General features: G+C 33.1%; 13 protein-coding genes and 2 pseudogenes. 6 read left to right on the top strand and 9 right to left on the bottom strand.

Annotated features, from left to right (window positions below):
• Positions 1 to 463 precede the first annotated feature (463 nt).
• Positions 464 to 1,801, top strand: coding sequence for an alanine/glycine:cation symporter family protein (locus OPR35_RS02950; protein WP_052264771.1), 1,338 nt, complete (start codon positions 464 to 466; stop codon positions 1,799 to 1,801).
• A gap of 380 nt (positions 1,802 to 2,181) precedes the next feature.
• Entirely contained in the window at positions 2,182 to 4,395 is a 2,214-nt protein-coding gene (locus tag OPR35_RS02945; RefSeq protein ID WP_264685466.1) for a hypothetical protein, read from the top strand.
• On the opposite strand, the gene OPR35_RS02940 is transcribed toward OPR35_RS02945, so the two are convergent.
• From OPR35_RS02940 to OPR35_RS02925, 4 genes are all read right to left on the bottom strand, one after another.
• The gene (locus tag OPR35_RS02940; RefSeq protein WP_214303388.1) at positions 4,382 to 4,972 is read right to left on the bottom strand and encodes a Maf family nucleotide pyrophosphatase; all 591 of its coding nucleotides are present in this window, start codon (positions 4,970 to 4,972) and stop codon (positions 4,382 to 4,384) included. The genes OPR35_RS02945 and OPR35_RS02940 overlap by 14 nt on opposite strands.
• Positions 4,950 to 5,213, bottom strand: a complete 264-nt coding sequence (gene infA, locus OPR35_RS02935; protein WP_214303387.1) for a translation initiation factor IF-1 — start codon at positions 5,211 to 5,213, stop codon at positions 4,950 to 4,952. The genes OPR35_RS02940 and infA overlap by 23 nt, the downstream gene beginning before the upstream one ends.
• Before the next feature lie 71 nt (positions 5,214 to 5,284).
• Complete coding sequence (locus OPR35_RS02930) at positions 5,285 to 7,216, bottom strand: hypothetical protein (RefSeq protein WP_264376811.1); 1,932 nt, start codon at positions 7,214 to 7,216, stop codon at positions 5,285 to 5,287.
• Between the two features lie 158 nt (positions 7,217 to 7,374).
• Complete coding sequence (locus OPR35_RS02925; protein ID WP_007302822.1) at positions 7,375 to 8,652, bottom strand: adenylosuccinate synthase; 1,278 nt, start codon at positions 8,650 to 8,652, stop codon at positions 7,375 to 7,377.
• A gap of 179 nt (positions 8,653 to 8,831) precedes the next feature.
• Here OPR35_RS02925 and OPR35_RS02920 point away from each other — a divergent pair, with 179 nt between their 5' ends.
• Positions 8,832 to 10,364: a hypothetical protein gene (locus OPR35_RS02920; protein WP_052264694.1), complete on the top strand. Its 1,533-nt coding sequence runs from the start codon at positions 8,832 to 8,834 to the stop codon at positions 10,362 to 10,364.
• Between the two features lie 373 nt (positions 10,365 to 10,737).
• Here the strand turns inward: OPR35_RS02920 and argB are convergent, their stop codons facing one another.
• Both argB and yihA read right to left on the bottom strand, forming a co-directional pair.
• Complete coding sequence (argB, locus tag OPR35_RS02915) at positions 10,738 to 11,676, bottom strand: acetylglutamate kinase (protein WP_007302824.1); 939 nt, start codon at positions 11,674 to 11,676, stop codon at positions 10,738 to 10,740.
• A complete protein-coding gene (gene yihA, locus OPR35_RS02910; protein WP_007302825.1) occupies positions 11,651 to 12,244 on the bottom strand; it encodes a ribosome biogenesis GTP-binding protein YihA/YsxC in 594 nt (197 codons plus the stop codon). The genes argB and yihA overlap by 26 nt, the downstream gene beginning before the upstream one ends.
• A 113-nt stretch (positions 12,245 to 12,357) precedes the next feature.
• Between yihA and prfA the strand changes: the two genes are divergently transcribed.
• The gene (gene prfA / locus OPR35_RS02905; RefSeq protein WP_007302826.1) at positions 12,358 to 13,449 is read left to right on the top strand and encodes a peptide chain release factor 1; all 1,092 of its coding nucleotides are present in this window, start codon (positions 12,358 to 12,360) and stop codon (positions 13,447 to 13,449) included.
• 118 nt (positions 13,450 to 13,567) lie between these two features.
• Positions 13,568 to 14,011, top strand: coding sequence for a leucine-rich repeat domain-containing protein (locus tag OPR35_RS02900; protein WP_012481725.1), 444 nt, complete (start codon positions 13,568 to 13,570; stop codon positions 14,009 to 14,011).
• A gap of 178 nt (positions 14,012 to 14,189) precedes the next feature.
• On the opposite strand, the gene OPR35_RS02895 is transcribed toward OPR35_RS02900, so the two are convergent.
• The 3 genes and pseudogenes from OPR35_RS02895 to OPR35_RS02885 form a co-directional block, all read right to left on the bottom strand.
• Positions 14,190 to 15,896 carry a recombinase family protein gene (locus tag OPR35_RS02895; RefSeq protein ID WP_264336141.1) on the bottom strand — a complete coding sequence of 569 codons (1,707 nt, stop codon included), beginning with the start codon at positions 15,894 to 15,896 and terminating at the stop codon, positions 14,190 to 14,192.
• Positions 15,897 to 16,339: 443 nt separating this feature from the next.
• Positions 16,340 to 17,269, bottom strand: a complete 930-nt coding sequence (locus OPR35_RS02890) for an AEC family transporter (protein ID WP_007302828.1) — start codon at positions 17,267 to 17,269, stop codon at positions 16,340 to 16,342.
• A 253-nt stretch (positions 17,270 to 17,522) separates the two neighbouring features.
• Positions 17,523 to 18,078, bottom strand: a pseudogene (locus tag OPR35_RS02885) (GNAT family N-acetyltransferase).
• 16 nt (positions 18,079 to 18,094) lie between these two features.
• On the opposite strand from OPR35_RS02885, the pseudogene OPR35_RS02880 reads away from it, so the two are divergent.
• Positions 18,095 to 18,928: pseudogene (locus tag OPR35_RS02880) on the top strand (MFS transporter); the annotation flags it as partial.
• Between the last annotated feature and the right edge of the window lie 5 nt (positions 18,929 to 18,933).

The raw sequence follows: 18,933 nt of genomic DNA, 5'->3' as shown, positions 1-18,933 counted from the left end.
GCTTCATCACTATATTTAATGCTCTTGTAGCTTAAACTTCTTATCAACACCTTGCCTAAATGAAAATATTCCTATTTCTTGGAAAAATTTGTTATATTTACCTTGGTTACTGACTCTCATTTTTTATGATATATTTATCCTTAAGCGGTTAAATGGCTATTTTATAATGAATTTTGTCAGTAATCGCTAGTTTTTCTCCTGCTATGCAACAAAGCCCTCTGGCATCCAGATTAGACACTAAGTTGATAAGTATAAAAGCAGCTAACCTTATGTAAAAACACAATATTCCAGTGTTAAGCACTGGAATGACATTGTATGAACATTGTACCATATTACAATCAGTTGTGATTGGTATGACAAGATTAAGAGGTGCTAGAATAATGAAACCGAAGTCATACATAGAAAATAGGTTGGGTATTTTCAACTTTTGCTATATACTCAAGTAAAAATCTCTCTTTTACAGATGGATACAGTAAAGTTTGTTTTCTTACTGCCAACAATACTACTCATACTAGTTGCTGGTGTTTACCTATCGGTTAAACTAAAATGGTTACAGGTGTTTAGACTACCGTATGCCGTTTCACTTATTGGAGCTAAAAGAGGAGAAAATAAATTTTCTTCTATAGCCGCCCTGTTTACAATCTTAGGAGGAAATTTAGGAGTAGGAAACGTTTCAGGCACTGCTGTTGCTCTAAAAACCGGAGGACCAGGATCCATTTTATGGATGGCAATAATTATTGTTGTTACTTCTGTGATAAAATATGTTACTTGTTACCTAAGTATAAAAACCAGAAAAGAAAAAAATGGACGGTTTATAGGTGGACCTGTAGCCTACATGACTGATGCATTTAATTCTAGAAAAGCTACAGTTGTGTTTCTAGTTATTATGATGATGGTTTCAATAACAGTTGGTAACCTTGTTCAGGTAAATTCTCTATCAATACCACTCAGCATGGTAGATATACCTGTAGTCATTGGCGGCATTGTAATGGCCATAATATTTTTTGTTGTTGCAGCTCTCAGCTTAAAAAAAATTAAAATTTTTATATCGGCTATGATACCGATAATGACGGTAAGTTACCTCACACTTTGCGGTATCATATTATTTAAGTTTAGTGAAAATATTCTTCCTTCTCTAAAACTAATAACAAGCAATTTTTTTACAACTAGTAGCTTTAACTCTGGCTTATCTTTAGGTTTAATTTTAGAAATGTTGACTATTATTCAAGTAGGAACTCTGCGAGGTATTTTTGCAACAGATATAGGACTTGGCCTCGAAGGAATTGTACACTCCTCGATTACTCCTAAAAAAAATAACAATAAATTTATCATTGAACAGAGTCTAATCACAATAATATCTCCTTTTATAGTTGCACTCATAGTGTTCATTACAGCAATGGTACTGCTTGTCACAGATTCTTGGATTACTGATTTAGAGAGCACTAACATGTGCATTTTTGCTTTTAGAAAAGCTATGAATTGGCCCTATACTGACTATTTAATTATGGCTATAATGTTTTGTTTTGCCTTTACTACTATCTTTACTTGGTTTTTTTGTTCAAAACAAACAATACGCTATGTATCTATGGATAATAAATACACTAAAATCTGGACTGTAGTTTTTACCTTAATCATTCCATTTGGTGCAATCGGTGGAGTTAAGTTACTCTGGGATATCGCTGATATTTCAATTGCTGCTTTGCTACTCATAAACATACTTGCTATACTCAAGCTCACTTCTCAAGATCCAGAAGTATTTACTATGAGTAGCAAATACCTGAAGTTGCAAAAACAGAGCTAAAGCAATATTTTAAGTTGTCATCCCAGTCTGGAATCCAGCCTTTCATGAACTTCATCAAAAATTTTATGTTTTAACATAATACTTTTATGCTCACTAACTGAGTGCCACTGGATCCCAGTGTCAGCTACTCAAATGACATACTTTTTGGTGAAAATTACTCTTATATTACAACGTTTGTAGTTATGAATTTGACTATAGGATCAAGTCTAGAAAAATCTAGATTCCAGACTGGAATGACAACTTAAATTGCTTGATGTGAACATAAAATAGCTCATGTCATCACGTTAGCAATACAACTTCTTTAATAAAAACTAAATCAATTCCCGTAATAATTGTACTAGCTAAGGCTAAAAGGCAGAGGGTTATTAGTGAGGGAAAATATGAATACTCAAAGCACACAACAATATCATGAATTCATTCGAGGATTTTTTACTTTATTCGATGAAATAAAAAAGGAAGACGACCCAATTTATAATTCCAGAGTTGGTTTTAATGCAGTAAAGTTTCTAATAAAGCACTCCGTCTGGAATTTGGAGACAGATGAAGACAAAAATAAAGCTTATGAAGTTATTCTTCCAGAGCAGAACAAGATAAAGAAAGCCGAACAAAAGCTTGAAAGTGAAGTTAAAGCAAGGTTAAAAGAGTATGTTGATGATATCGCAGGAGTTTCAATATATGGCGATCACGCAAGTATTACACTGGGAGATGACAAAAAAGAGTTTAAAATCAGCGAGTTTTTAAATAGTGACTTTTGTCAGAAGAAAGGAATTTCGGGATTTTCAACGCTGCATAGTGATGGAAAGAGCGGAATGCACGGTTTTGTTGCCGAAGAAGGAGAGAAAAGAATAAGGCATTATGTTGTAACCGATGGTTCATATGAAATGACTTTGAATTGGCATGACAAAAATGGCAAAAAATGTACTATCAAAATCAAGATTGATAAAGATGGTGTAGATCTCACTGAACGTAATGGTGTTACTGAGGAACAATTAAAAGCAAACACAGATGTAAAAATAGGTGGCTTATTCCTATATCAAATACAATTCAAGGAGAAAGGACAAGAACAAGAGAATCAACAATCATCTGAAACTTTCATAGAAAATGATATTAGTAAAGGTGTTGGCGTTCAAGCTACTCAAGATCAAGAAGTTAAGTTTAAGCATGCAACGACTAGCACTACACATTCTAATAACGCATCTGCTAAAAAGATTCCACCGTCACTGCCAACTAGAACTAGTTCATTACCTAATAATCAGCAAAAAGGTGAGTATCAGCCAATACGGATTAATAGTGGAAATAACTACAATTCTCCATATTCTGATCATTCAAACAGTACTGCTTTCACCAAATCTGTAAGCCAAAATCAAAACGATAGGCAGTCTACATTTACTACGTTTGGATATACTGCATCTGGAAGCCGAAGATCAGATGAAAGTGAGCAAATATCTAATAATCGGCAAAAAGGTGCAATTTTTGATCCTACAACTAATGAAAGCACTGCAGCAGCACAAGACGTTGCATTCAAAAAAGTTAAAGGTGCATTTAAGTATGAAAACGCTAAAGAATCAAGCAATACTGGAAATAAGCAATCACTAAATGATGTAGCTTCGATTCTTGCATGGAAAGCAAAAAATGAGTTATTACGTAGTGAAAGTAAGTATGGTGAAGAATTTTCTGACTTCGAAGATGGTTGGAGCGATAACGAAGATGAGTATATAACGCTTTCAAAACCTCAATCAGATTATAAACAAGAAAAAGATTATCTTAGCACTAAGGAAAACGAAGAAAGAGGAAACGATGAACAAAAAGAAACCGAACAAGAAAATGAATCGCTAGAATACAGCTCAACAGATATAAAAACAAACGATTCGGGCTATTCATCTCCAACTCACTCTAATCATGAACAATCTCGAGTAAATTCTGGACAGTTAAAAGCGAGCCTAATGAATGTTGAACAAAGAGATTATACCCTACTTACGGAATTTACCAGTAGGTTGGATAAAGAAACTCAGAAATTCCCGCTAAAACCAGTAAATCAAAAGAAAATGAGTGAACAAACAAAAGAACATTTATTAGCAGCTGGATTGCTAAAAGACAATGCAGCGGAGGAAGAAATAAACGACTCAGGTTACTCATCTCCAACTTACACTAGCCACGATAATTTTCAGGTAAATCCTGAACAATTAGAGAGGAAATTAGAAACCATTGAACCAAAAGATACATTGGAAAAATTGAATAAAGGATTGAGAGACCAGGCTACTAAAGATTTATTCTCAGAAAGTATGTTGAAAGAAGTAAAAGAAGGTAAAAAATATGACCCTGTACGTAAGTTATTAGAAAGAAAAGTAGCAGAACAAGAAAATGATAATACTAATCTGACTATAGACAAAAATAGCGAACTATATAAATTGCTAGAAAAAGATGCAGCACAACTGAAAGCTGGAATAGTAGAAGAGGAAAGAAAAGATACTTTAACAGAATGCAATGATAGTCCTGATCGCAATAGAATTGCATTAGCAAATAGAAATAGAATCTGGGCTAAACTTATTGCTGAAGAAAAACAAAAAAAGGACAGTGGTATTAGTATAGGTTAAAGTAATTACTTAGCAAGCAATTGGTTTCATGTAATGGTAACCCTATTACAGAAGAGTATGAGCCACGTAAAAATAATACAAACATTCCTGCAAGACCTTGTATGTTGCACCCCCCTGCCCTGTTTTTCCACTCTTCTGATGCTAAATAATATTTAATTTCTTGTTCGCTGAGACGCTTAAATTTCACTATTGTAACTACAGTCCTAATATGCTGTTTAGATTGATCAGGAGTTAATAAACACACACTGGTGTATACTCTATGCCTTCTTCCTGATAACAAGCGAACGCATTTTTCTGCTTGCTCAACGTTTTCAGCTTTGAGCAGTATCCTTCTACCACAAGCAACAACTGTATCAACACCAAGCACAAAGTAATCTGGATTTGAACTTTGTGTTTTCTCAGCTTTACTTTTTGCCATACGGATTGAGTAATCTCTTGGAAGTTCCTTTTTTAAAGGAACTTCATCTATGTCTGCTGGCAAAATTAAACCTGGCTCAATATTTATTTGTTTTAGTAAAGCTATACGCCTTTTCGATGATGAAGCAAGAATAAGATTATTTAGAGATCGTTCTTTCACTTGTACCTTTAAGCCTTCTAATTATCCTACCCTTTTTTGCATTCCTATCATAAACACTCATCTCAACCAACACCCTATCGCCTATAATTATGCGTATTTTACTTCTTCTCACTTTCCCTGATACATGACAGATAATCTCATGTTCATTGTCCAGCTTCACTCTAAATTCTGCTGCAGGTAGTAAAGCAGTTACTGCCCCTTCCACTTCAAAAATTGTTTTTGATTTGTCTTCTTTTATCATTGTCGTATTATAATTTAATAATCTTTTTCAGTCTACTATAGATTTTAAATTATTATCAATACAGGAGATTTTTATACTCTACTTGAGTATTGCTCTTGCAACTTAACTCCAATCATCTCCTTAACAATGCAAGAGGAAAGCGAGCTACCTACGCTTCTACTCTCTACTACCTTCTCAATAGAAGTTATGTTAGAAGATAAATCATTATCACAATTTTCCTCATCGCTACCATATCCTCCATCAAAGCTTAAAGATCTGCATAATGTTGTTTTTTCTTTCAGTGGAACATTAGACTCATTATCAGTTTCATTAAAAACTTCTCCCATTAGAGTATAATATTTTTTTATACAACCACTGGGGATTTCATTCATTCTTTGTTTATCAGTAACTTGATCTTGTTGGTCCTCTAAGTATTTCACTTGATGATTTAAGTTTTCTATCTCCTCTTTCATTTCTTTAATTGTTTGAATTTGATCTGCAATTACGTCGATATAGTTCTCTTTCAATTCATCAATATTATCTTCATCTTCAGTGAGTTCAAGTATATCGTCTAGAAATTCCTCGTACTCGTTTTCTGGCTCCTCAATGTCGAACTTTAGTCTCTCTTCTTCAAGTTCATCGTTCAAATTGCTACACTGCCTCTCTAACTTTACAATTGTTTCTGCTTCTATTTCTTGCTTTAATTCAACATTTTCTTTAGGTAGCATTTGATTATCTGGAATCAATTCATCCATTTTTTGTGAGTTAGTTTCCGCTTGAGTTCTGATTTGTTGTGAAGCAATTTCTGGTTGAGTTTCAGTGTGCTGTAAATTGACTTCCAATGCATTGCTATTAATAGAAGGAGAAGAAGGAAGGCTATTATCAGCATCAACTTTATGATCTAACTTCCCCTCTGGTTCCTTACCTTGATAAGCCACCATAGATTCATTGTAAAAATTAATAGGAGTAGCCCTATCCTCTTCTAGTGATTCCATTACAGCATCATATAAGGAGAGACCTTGAATATATAATTCATCGTTTTGCTTTATTAATTCTAGAATCTCCTTCGATGACACAAAATCTTCACCATCAAATTTTAGTACTTCAGTTATGCCATCACTACTCACATTCATAATCATGGTACACATTCCTGATCCATCTTTTGCAGCCCAAGTGCTTGTCATTTCATAATATGCACCTTCTTTAAATTCATAATATCTTTTCTTATCTTTTTTATGAGCGTGTATTTCATGTTTTTTATTGCAATAGATATTCAGTTCTTTAATATCTTTCTCTTGCTGTAAAACGTCACTAATCTTTGTTGGCTCACTATTGTCGTAATGAGTAAGGTTAATATTCAAAACTTTATTATTATTGTCAATTTCTTCACAGTAAACTTGAAAGTCCTCTTTCCATTTTCCAAAATACCTACTTGCAACTTCTTTTCCTTCCTTTACTAACTCTATGTATTTACCTATATTTTTCTCAAAGTCCTCATTAACAGGCTTTTCTCTTTCTTTTACTGCTTCATCCACATACATTCGCTTAAAATCATTATCACCTATTAGATTACTAAAACGCCAATTACCATAAGCTTTTTGTATATCAGTAAAGTCCATCTTTTCTCTCAAAAGCGCTAATAAGCTTATCTTATCTCTCAAATTTTCTAACTCACAATCGAGAAAATCATCGAAACTGCATAACTTTTTATACAGTTCCCTATCTTCTATAATTGAGCGAAGAAATTTCATTATAGTAAGGTTCTTAATGAAAGGCTCATTTTTTTCTGCATCATTAATATAGCTTTTGAGAAATTGAAATATACCAAGCCCATCACTATCTTGGACAAACTTCTCTCTATCATTAACACAATTGTTGCCCTGTGATGAACATAATCTATTATGCAATTTTTGCAAGTCATGTATTGACTTAACTACATATTCTGCAACTGACAGTTCTCTCGGCTGATCACTTGTTTTTTCCGCTCTTACTGCTTTGTCTCCCTTAGTCAAACCTGCAATCATAATACGCCTCCTTTAACTATGTTTATATTATAACAATCAACATGTATTTAAGAAAAATCACACTGCTCACTGTACGTTTACGCTGCTACTTTGCATAATAGATTGCTTGAAGTCACACAAGTATCGTTTTTTATTAGATAAAAGTTAACAAGACGTTTTCATAGATTTTTAAGCTTAATAACATCCTCTCTATTGGGACTAGTTGAAATTAGATGAATTGGTACACCTATTAATTCTTCTATTTTTCTCACATATTTCATCAAATTTGCAGGTAATTCCTTAACTGACCTTTTGCCTTGAGTTTTCTCTTTCCAACCAGGAAATTCTTCATATATTGGCTCTAATTCTTTTTGTATTGAATGTGATGCGGGTAAATAATCATACATTTTTCCGCCATACTTATAACCAGTGCCTATTTTAATAGTATCAAAAGAATCAAGAATATCTAATTTGGTTAATACAATGCTTGAAACTCCAGAGAGTTGTACGGCCTGGCGCACTAAAACTGCGTCAAACCATCCGCAGCGCCTTCTTCTATTGCTTACTGTTCCAAGTTCCTTACCTATAGAAAATAAGCTGTCTCCAATCTCGTTATTTTGTTCAGTAGGAAATGGACCATTACCCACTCTTGTTGTATACGCTTTTGCTACACCAATAATTTGAGCATTGTAGGATAATCCTGAGCCTGTTATCGCTTGCGATGCTACGGTATTACTTGAAGTAACAAAAGGGTAAGTTCCGTGGTCGATATCTAAAAATGCGCCTTGAGCGCCTTCAAATATTATTTTCTTACCTTCTTTCATAAAATCATTTAGTATCTTCCACACAGGTTTTTTATATAAAAGAATTTTTTCTGAAATCTCTTGAATTTCCTTTAATATTTCTTCTTTTTTAACTACCTGGTAGTTAAGTCCTTTTCTGATAGCATTATGGTAACTCAGGAGAGCATCCACTCTTTGATTGAGCTCATCTGTGTTTTCTAAGTCACAAAGGCGTATAGCTCTCCTGCCAACTTTATCTTCATAACATGGCCCTATCCCTTTGTTTGTTGTACCAATTTTGTGATTTCCGTTTAAATCTTCAAATAGCTTTTCCTTGTCCTTATGTACGCTAAGTATTAATGGACAGCTCTCGGATACCATCAAGTTGTTATAGTTTACGTCTACTCCTTTAACTTTCAATGACTCTATTTCTGAGACTAGAGCATGTGAATCAAGAGCAACACCGTTTCCTATAATAGATATTTTGTCCGCTCTCAAAACAGCAGAGGGCAGTAAATTTAATTTATAAACCTCATCATCTATTACTATAGTGTGCCCTGCATTATTTCCTCCCTGAAATCTCACAACTACATCTGCATTCTCAGAAAGATAATCTACTATTTTACCCTTGCCTTCGTCACCCCATTGCAGACCAACAATTACAATATTATTCATCACTATTTTCTAGATTAATACGTAAATATTAATGCAGCATGCTACAAATGAAAAGAGAAATCTACGCCTTTCCTATATCCCTAAAATAAAGAAATAGACTATCGACTTTTTTATATATTATAAAATTATTCATCATTATATGGTACAACTTACAGCATATTTATAGTAAGGTGTTAATTATGAAAGAGGCAAAGAAGAGTCCGGTAGTTAGATTAAAGGCCACAGCTAAAGAATTCAATTTTAGTAAATTAAGAGCAGATCAAGATAATAAATTAGCGAATTCCGGTGAAACAATGTTCTTAGATTTTCAAAGAATGAATTTTATTATTAATGAAAAAGAAATAGATAAAAATTTTATTATTGCATTTAAGGAAGGAGCTAAAGATTATAAAAATGAGATTTTTAACCGTGATAATTTTGATAACCTCTCTGAAGAAGGTAAAGCTTTTATGGAACCAGTACTTAAGGAGCTTGATCAAGATAGACTATCTGAAGTTTGGGAAAATCATTGTAATAGCCCTACAGTTGCTGATGAAAAAAAAATTGATGAATATAGAAAGGAATTTGAGAGATTTTATAACGCAGGGAGAAGCTCTTATCATCTATTCTCCAAAAAAGATTACCGTGCATTAGCAAAGGAAATTTTCAAGGAAATGTTCAGGTACGCTGGGGCAGAAGTTCCAAGTAATGCTATTTTAGAAGAGCTAGTCACCAATTGTAATCAAGCAGGGTATGGGGCTGGTATATTTAATGAATCTCATGCCGCACTCAGTAGTTGTAATTTAACTCCACACAGTCCTAAAAAAGTGCTAAACATTTACTGCACTGACCACAACCGCATAAAAGTGACGTCTGATATGGCAATACCTATAACCACGATTGACAATCCGGAAGAGAAAATATGTGACCTATCCAGCTCATTAGAATTTACACTTGAGTCTCAATATGGTGAAGACCTTGTAAAATATGGAGATGGTAAATTATCACTTACTATTCCTGAAGAGTTGAAAAACTATAAAGACAATGGCAAGACCTTGTTTGACACTATTAAAGAATATTTTCAGAAATTCTGTGCAAAATTAGGATTTAAACCTGAGGCAAAAATACAAATAGAGCATAGCTTAGGTACTCAAATCAAAGTAAACAACTATTTAGATGGTACAATATCTACTACAGGATCGGATGCAAATGAAAAATTTACCAATCTTTTAAAGAAAAATCTCAGAGAGAGGTTATTGGGATCAGGAGTTGCTCTAGGAGGTGAAGATGTTGATGATATTATTGAAGTCAGAGTATCTTCAGTTATGGATCTACTGCGTGATTATACTAAATTGGAAGATAATAAAGAAAACAGAGAGTTATTAATAAGTGAAGTAGCAGATAATTTAGGGCTTTCCACTCAAGATAAAACAGCATCAGAAGTATTGATGGAATTAAACTCTTTACCTTCTTCGATAAAAGGTCAGGTTAATCATAATCAAGTGCAGTTTGTTGTAAATATTTTTACCAATTTAATTGTTGAAGGAAAAAGCGAAGTATACAAAGAAAAAAATGCAATTAATGCAATTGATGCAATTCATCAGAAGATAGATAAGGCAATTGTTGAACAAGAAAAAAAAGCAACCAATAAACAAGATATGGAAAATGGTAAATGGACAGATAGAATCAAAAAACAGAAATTATCTGTGGAATCACATGGGCATTTGCATTAAAGATACTGTGTACAGAGGCGTAGTATGCTCAATTTTCGCCTTTCATTTAAAGCACTCAAATTGACCAAACACACTCAATCCAAAGCGTTTGTAGATTCGATATCTTGAGTAACTTGACGCAGAGAGAATTGTATACCTTGGTCAACTTTTCTAGCGGTATCCATAAGGTAAATCATTATTTGAGTGTTACACCCAAGCCCTCTTTATTTTCCTCTGTTATCAAGCTAAAAATACCATTTGGTTTCATTATGTATACGAAACTATTATGCTTGCAAGAAAAAAAAACCCTAAAAAAACTGGAAAAGAGAATAGGAATTTGACATAAGCTATTCCCAAATTTTCAATGTTCATATGGTTATAAGCAGTACAGCTATTAATCATCCATTATTGATATACCTGAATTATTCTCAGTAAATAAATCAAGTATAATGTTAGGTACTCTACCATCAACTATGTGAACAACCCCTGCACATTCTTCTACCATTTTAGTATATGACATAAGCCTTTCAACAAATTTTTCTCCTTTAATTTTTCCACAATCAATCGATTCTTTTAAATTTTTAATCAAGACTCTTCCATTGCCAACTTTGTTTATTTCTTCATCTGTATCACTCAAGATTATCATTTTAGATGCGTAAACTGCAAGTGCAATTGCACTTGCAGTGCTATCAGTATCAATATGATATGTTTCTCCATTTTTTCCATAACCGATAGGTGCAATAACTGGTATAGAATCTGATTCTTCAATAAAGAATAATATATCAGGATTGATTTCAGTTGGTCTACCGATAAATCCCATGTCTAGTATTTTTTCAATATTATTTAATCTATTTTCCCTAAGCGTAGTGCTTATCTTTTCAGCTTTTATGAGGTTGCCATCTTTTCCACATAGTCCAATAGCTGAACCACCAGCAGAATTTATATGCTGAACAATTTTTTTATTAATTGAACCACACAGTGCCATTTCAATGATTTTCATAGTGCTTTTGTCTGTAAGTCTGACACCATTTATAAACTTATCATTCATATCTAGCATTTTTAACACTAAGTTAATTTCATATTCTCCGTCATGAACTACTACCGGATTTATACCAAGCTGTTTCAACAGAACAACATTATGCGCAAAAGCACTAAGCAGCGTTTCATCTGAGATTATTACACTGCTGCATTTGATGATAAAAGTTTCGCCTACAAATTTAGGTATGTTAGACAGAACTTCAAATAATATTTCTGTTTTTTCCTTCAATGGCATCTTACCATTTAAAGATTCATCACTTTTCATTTTTTTATCTTGTAAATTTGAAAAACTCATCTCTTACCTTGGTGATTTTATGCTTAACACGAATGCTTATTTGATGAATTGATACATGTTCATTATTAACCCACTTTTGAGTATTTTCTAGAATAGCATTTAGACTTTCCTGATTCACTTTATCTATTTTTGTTAGCACAATATTAAAGTTAATATTATTACATATTAACCAATAAACAAAGTCTTTGTCTATTTCTTTTAATCCTACCTTGCTATCTATAAGCACAAACACTCTTTTTAGATTTCTCCTGTGAATTAGATAGTACTCAATTAGGTTTAAGTATTGTACTGCTTCTTCCTTGCTTGCACAAGAATAGCCATAACCCGGTAGGTCGACAATCCTAAACTTATCATTGTACATAGAGTAAAAATTTATTTGTCTAGTGCATCCAGGTTTAGAAGAAACTCTTGCAGCTTTTTTGCTGTTTATCAGCAAGTTGATTAAACTTGATTTTCCTACGTTTGATCTACCAGCAAATGCAATCTCTGGAGCCGACTCATCTGGTAATGATTTTTTGTCTGAAGCTCCAAATATGAAGCTGCAGATTGATGTTATCTGTTTTGCCATTATACTTAGGTAGAAATATTCGAGACAATTATAGTGTTATTGCTTGATATAAGAAATTTTTTATTTCAGTATATATTACTTACTTAAACAGCTGAAAACTAGACCTGTACTATATGGATATAGAGAATAATTTACAAGACTTAAAAAAAAAGTTTTCTGATGTAGAGAGAAATCTGGAAAACCCTACCAATTTGAGTCAAAAAGAATTCGTTAGTTTTTCAAAGGAATACTCTGAACTCAGACCAATTATCGAGATAATCGATGAATATAATATATTAAAAGAGGAAATTTCAGATTTAGAAGAAATCATGAAAGATGAGAACAGCGATGGTGATATAAAAGAGTTAGCAAAAGAAGAACTTCTTGAGAAGCAAAAGATAGTATTACCGAAAGTAAAAGCAAAACTAAAGTTGGCATTATTACCCAAAGATGAAGATGACTCAAGAAATGCAATATTAGAAATTAGAGCAGGCACAGGCGGAGAAGAAGCAGCATTATTTGCAGCGATGTTATTTCGTATGTATCAAAAATATGCAGAAAGAAGAAATTGGAAGTTTGAGCCAATAAGTATTTCTAATACAGGTATAGGTGGCTATAAGGAAGCTTCTGCACTCATTAATGGAACAGAAGTTTTTGCAAGACTGAAATTTGAGTCAGGGGTGCACAGAGTACAAAGAGTGCCAGAAACTGAATCCTCAGGAAGATTGCACACTTCCGCAGCTACTGTTGCAATATTACCTGAAGTAGAAGAGGTTGACTTTGAAATAGAAGAAAAAGATTTACGCATAGATGTTTATAGATCCAGTGGTCCTGGAGGGCAATCAGTGAATACAACTGACAGCGCAGTAAGGGTCACCCACTTGCCAACAGGGATAGTTGTAATACAGCAAGATGAAAAATCGCAGCACAAAAATAAGGCTAAAGCGCTCAAAGTGTTGAGAGCAAGGCTATACGAAATTGAAAGACAAAAAAAAGAAATGGAAAGGTCAACAATGAGGAAAAGCCAAATTGGTTCTGGAGATCGCTCTGAACGTATAAGAACTTATAACTTTCCACAATCAAGAATAACAGATCATAGAATTAATCTCACTTCACATCGACTAGAACAGATTATAAAAGAAGGTGAACTAGATGAATTTATTGAGGCATTGATTTCACGAAATGAAGCAGAAAGGTTGACTGGAGGGGGTAATGTTACTTTTTGATGGAAATTTGAAACAAAGCATAGGTATCAGGTTAAAAAGAAGTAAAGTTAGTTGTTCATAAGGTTGACAATTATTTAAATTTATGCTATAATTAGCAGCTCTATAACTTACAGAAACCATGGAAGTTGACTTTAATCAATATGTTAATAGTAACACCTTAGAGTTAAATAATCTATATGTATATATGGAAAAGCTAGTAAACTTTTTACAGAAAAAGCAAAATATTACAAGCTTGACTTTATCTAATTGTTATATTGATGCTCAGTGCGGAGAAGTTTTAAATGAAGCATTAGAGAATATTAATCTTCCAAATATTACTGAGTGTAAATTAACTTCTAGCATTATTGGCGCAGAAGGCTCAATAGCAATCACTAAATTGTTAAAGAATGGTAACTTTCCAAATCTTATTAAACTTGATTTAATTTCTAATGATATTGATGTTGAAAGTGGAATAATATTAATGAGTGCGCTAAGGGGTAGTAGTTTTTCAAATATTAAAGAATTTAATTTACTTTATGACAACGTCTGCAACGAAGGCATAGCAGCATTACGTGAATCATAGAACAACAATATGCTTCCAAATCTTATTAAGTTTAGTTTTCCCTTTAGTATTACTAATGATAACAAAGATATGGAAATGTCAAACGAATACCTATTCGGTTAATAGCATCATATAGAAAAAGGCAAGTTACATTTATTTGTTGCTGCTCATAGAACATCCAAATTCAACTATAGACCTGCTAAAAGGTGTAGGAAATCTTACTGCTATTGACATTATTGCGAATACACCTACGACAATGTTGCAAATTTTTATTTTCCTTTCCATTATGTCCAGAAGAGTTCGGTAGCTCTTTTACGCGAAATACCACATTTACGTCCTCAAGGTTAATTTCAATTCTCTTGACCAATGTTCTGATAATATCACGTTTAGTTAACCAGTCTGCGTTATCAAGGTTTAACGTAATATTGGAAGAAAAGTCTTCTAAATTGGCCACAACCAGAGTTACCTCCTGTTCTAATTCCTTTTGATAAAATATCTTTTTCTTCTCTTCTTTAATTGTTTTTAAGCTTTGTTTCATTGCTTTAATTCGTGGTTCAAATTCCTCTTGATTGATATATTCTTGAGCATAACTATCGATAAGTCTAGCAATACCACGTTTTAATTTATTTTCTTGTTTCTCTAGCAGGTCACTTTTTTGATCCAATGATGATTTTTTTAGTTCTGAAAGCCTACGCTTGTATTCTTCTAAAATCCTGTTTGGATTTTTCAATAACTGCTTAACCTCTTCCCACACAGCTGTTTCTAATGCATCTGAGCGAATGGGTTTATTGTCACAAATCTTATTACCACCAAAACGGTAAGAATCTTTACCACTACAACGGTAATATGCATAATGACCACCTTCTTCTTCTCGTCTACTTCTCATGCAAGTTCCGTAACATCCGTAATTACAACGCTTACATATGACTAAACCTTGTAGTAAGTACTTTGCTCCTCTTTTTCTTGTCCTTGCTACTTTTCTATTTTCAGCTAATTGTTCTTGAACAATATCAAATATATCTTCATCTACTATATTTGGCACTTTAATATAAATCCAATTTGCTTTTTCAACAGGATAGACAGAGTGGTTACTTTTTGGCTGCTCACAAGAGCCTTTCTGTGGTCTTACTTGCTTTAATCTTACTCCTAACCTTCTTCTACCAAAAGCTGCTTGTCCTTTGTAAGCAGGGTTTTTCAACATACTCCAAATTGTACCTTTATTCCAGCGTTCTTTTCCTTTTTGTGTCTTAATGGACATAGTATTTAGCCGACGACATACTTCCCCAATACTTGTTCTTTCTCTGCCTATCCACAAAAATACTTTACGAACGACATCAGCTTCTTTTTCGTTAATCTCAAATAAAGCTTGTCCTCCTCCCATATGCTTATCTATATAACGATAACCATAAGGAGCTCCTCCCATTACATTTACATAGCCTTTGTTAGCTGCATAGATTTTACCACGACGACTTCGTTCCATAATTTTCGCACGTTCATATTCTGCTATCATACCTTGCATTTGTAACAGTAATTGAGATTCTGGGTTACCGTTAATCTCATAATTTAAAAAAACCACTTTTGCTCCTGCTTTTTCAAATTCTTCAATCAGCACCATTTGATATGCATATTTTCTAGATAAACGATCAGGAGAATGAATGTAAATCTTATCAATTTTACCTTCTGTTACTTTATCACGTAATTTTTCTAAATCAGGGCGGACTAAATGAGATCCACTGTAGCCGTTATCAATAAATTTATACTCACTTAACAATCTGTATCCGTCCAGATTAATTTGCTTCTCTAAAGCTGCAATTTGACTTTCTATCGTATTTCCTTCTACTTGTTTCCCCGAAGAAACTCTCGCATATAAACATACTGTTACCATTTGACCCTCCTTGAATCCCATTTTTATGTTTTAAGTTTTTTTGACTTATTTCCTTTGACACTACCTTTTCATAAGCATCTGATAAGCATTGTTCTGCTAACCGATTAGGTTCATAGCTACAGCTAATTTGGATAGCTAATCTCTTGTTTCTCATGACTTTTCCTTGAAATAATATGTTCATATCATTCCTTAAAGCCGATGGTTAATTGATTATTAGCGCTATAAGTAAATCGGACTCTTGGTTCTGGACACAGAAGTTTTCGAGAAATGGTTTTCTCTAGTTTTATTTTTATGTTTTTTGCAACATTGTCGGTAGTGTAAAAATTCCATCAATTGATAACTTCCTATTCTGTGTAAAAAAATAAGAAAGGAGAGGAAAAAAAGGATTAGTTTCTTTTATGATTATCCAAGAAGTCTAGTCTAAATTCAAGTTTTGTGAATAGGCCTAGCGCTTAAATTTTTGATTAAAAAGGGACAAGTTTAGTAAAAAATAATGATATTATAAGTGGAACATAAAATAGTCCCACTGCAGTACTAATTAGGAGCAATAAAGTAGCTTTATCTGGTTGGTAATTTAAAATATTAGCAAGTATTATACTGGATCCAGAAATTGGAATAATAGCCAGTAACATCAGTGCTTTATAGATGCTTTCATCATATATACCTGTAACATGCTTGTCTAGTAAGACAATTCCCAAAACAAATAACGGCCAGAATATGTACTTTGCTACAATAGTGGTCAAAGCAAGCTTCCAATCTACTTTAAAATTTGTAATTTGTGCAATACTTATTCCAAGCAGCACCATTCCTAATGTGATAAATGTACTTCTGATATTTATCATAACATCCGTCAAAAAAGTGGGTATTTGTATATCATATATACTTAAAAAGAAGCCTAGAATCATCGCATATAATGAAGGAAGTTTGAGTAACTTTAATATGCATTCTTTTGCAGTATAGATACCATTTGCAGCTATATAAAATCCCAAGCTATTTTCAAATAGTGCCATTCCTATGTAACAGACAACATACACAGACACTGAATCTTCATCAAATAAAGCCATGGCAATCGGTAGACCAAAATAACCCATGCTTGTGCTGCCCGAGCTAAACGCTAATATGTTTCTCGTGTTGTCCTTAAATAAAAAAGAAGAAAGATAATACACTGATAAGGACATAGTACTACCTATAAACCATATCAAAATCGGCAGAGAAATTACTTTTAAATTAACTTCTGTATGAGATACTCCGTATAAAATCACTATTGGATTAGCTATATAAAAGAGTATTTGAGATATAGTATTTCTATCAATTTTAAGATATCTTCCTGCTAAGTAACCAATAAGTATTGTAATGTAAATAGGTAATATTTTGAGGAAAAGAGTGAAGAACATACTAGCCTATTGTGATATCTTTGCTGATAAAGTGATATTAGATTTTAAGGTATTGTAAAAGCAAGTAAAATTTATTTTCCAATTAATCAAGTTCATAGTTAGTTAAAAAAGATTCACTGAGTGCCAAAATTTGTTCTTATATAGGACTTAATAATGATATTTTTATGACTAAATTATGTTAAGTTTGTATAAAGCTCCTTGTATATTTTTATAAGCCACTTTTAGTAATTTAGGTAGATTGTTGAAAAAACACTCATCTTGAATGGTTCTCAGGAATTCTTGCCTTAATCATTAAAATCGCACTATTACTTTCCATAATTTTTTAAAGCCAACTTTTTCGTAAACACGGATTGCACAAACATTTGCTATACCTGGGTCGACAAAGGCATTCTCATAAACTTTAAAGACAAATTTGTTTAAAAATATATTCAAAGCTTGTGAACCAACTCCTTTACCTACATAGTTCAGCTCTCCGATATACCAGTCTATAGCAGCACAACTTTCTGGAAGTTCTAAAGTGTTATAGATCTGTTTAGGTGGGAAATCATGTTTGTTGTAATATTGAATATAACCAATATCAACTCCATCACAATTAATAATGAATGCGTGCATTGGTTTTTCAATAATTTGTGTCTTAAATTTCAAACGTTTGAATCCTTTAACGTAGTTGCTATATTTTTTCTCAATTAACTCTGGTGTCCAATTTATATCCGTATCCCACCACTTCTTATATGGGGCATTTCTACCCATTTTAATAATAGTGAAAAATGTTCTTCTTTCAACGCTTTAAATGTGATATTTTTATTCATTAATTAAAGATTTTAAGTGTTACTACCGTTTTTATTAATTCTATCTCTAATTGCTAAGTTCATTGAAATTGATATTTCTGTACCTAGTTTTCCTGATATAGTACGCTATTTTAACGTACCGGAAGGCACAATTCAATTAACTATTGCTTATAATTTTTTAGGCGTTTGCATAGGAGGGTTATTTTTTGGTCCATTGTCTGAATGCTATGGCAGAAGAAGGATGATGATCATAGGCAACACTTTGCTACTCATCGGTGCTGTTGGCTGTGTTTTTGCGCTGTCAGTTTCTTGGCTTTTAATCTCTCGCTTTATTCAAGGCATTGGTGTTAGCACATCTGTAGTTGTGTTTGCAATTATTGCAGACAGCTATAAAGGCAACGAAGCAGTAAAATTTATTGGAATCATGAATTCTATTATCACAGTTCTCATAGCAATTGCACCAGTATTAGGCAGTTTCATCAACAAAATTGTTGGGTGGCGTGGTAACTATGCAAGTGTTGCAATACTTTGTTTCATCTCTTGGGTTTTGCTGCTTTTTCTGTTACCAGAAACAAAAAAGGACCGTGATATTTTTAGTCTAAAAAAAATGATGAAAGACTATAAAAAATTATTATCAAGTTCAAAATTTATGGTGTTGTCTTTGGCACAGAGCCTTTTTTCTGCGGCTTATATGTCATTCATTACTTGTGGCCCTTTTTTGTATATGGAAACTTTTGGTTTATCCAGCACTATTTATGCGCTACATCAAGGTGCAATGGTTGGGTCTTTCTCACTAATTAGCCTGTTTTCCAGTAAGATCTTAAAGAAACTTGGAGCAATTTGGTGTGTAATTTCCGGTACAGGCGTAATTCTTAC

Origin of the sequence: Wolbachia endosymbiont (group B) of Protocalliphora azurea, assembly GCF_947251865.1 — a bacterium.
GTDB lineage: Bacteria > Pseudomonadota > Alphaproteobacteria > Rickettsiales > Anaplasmataceae > Wolbachia.
The sequence above is the reverse complement of the archived record's forward strand: the minus strand, read 5'-3'. Positions and strand labels throughout refer to the sequence as shown.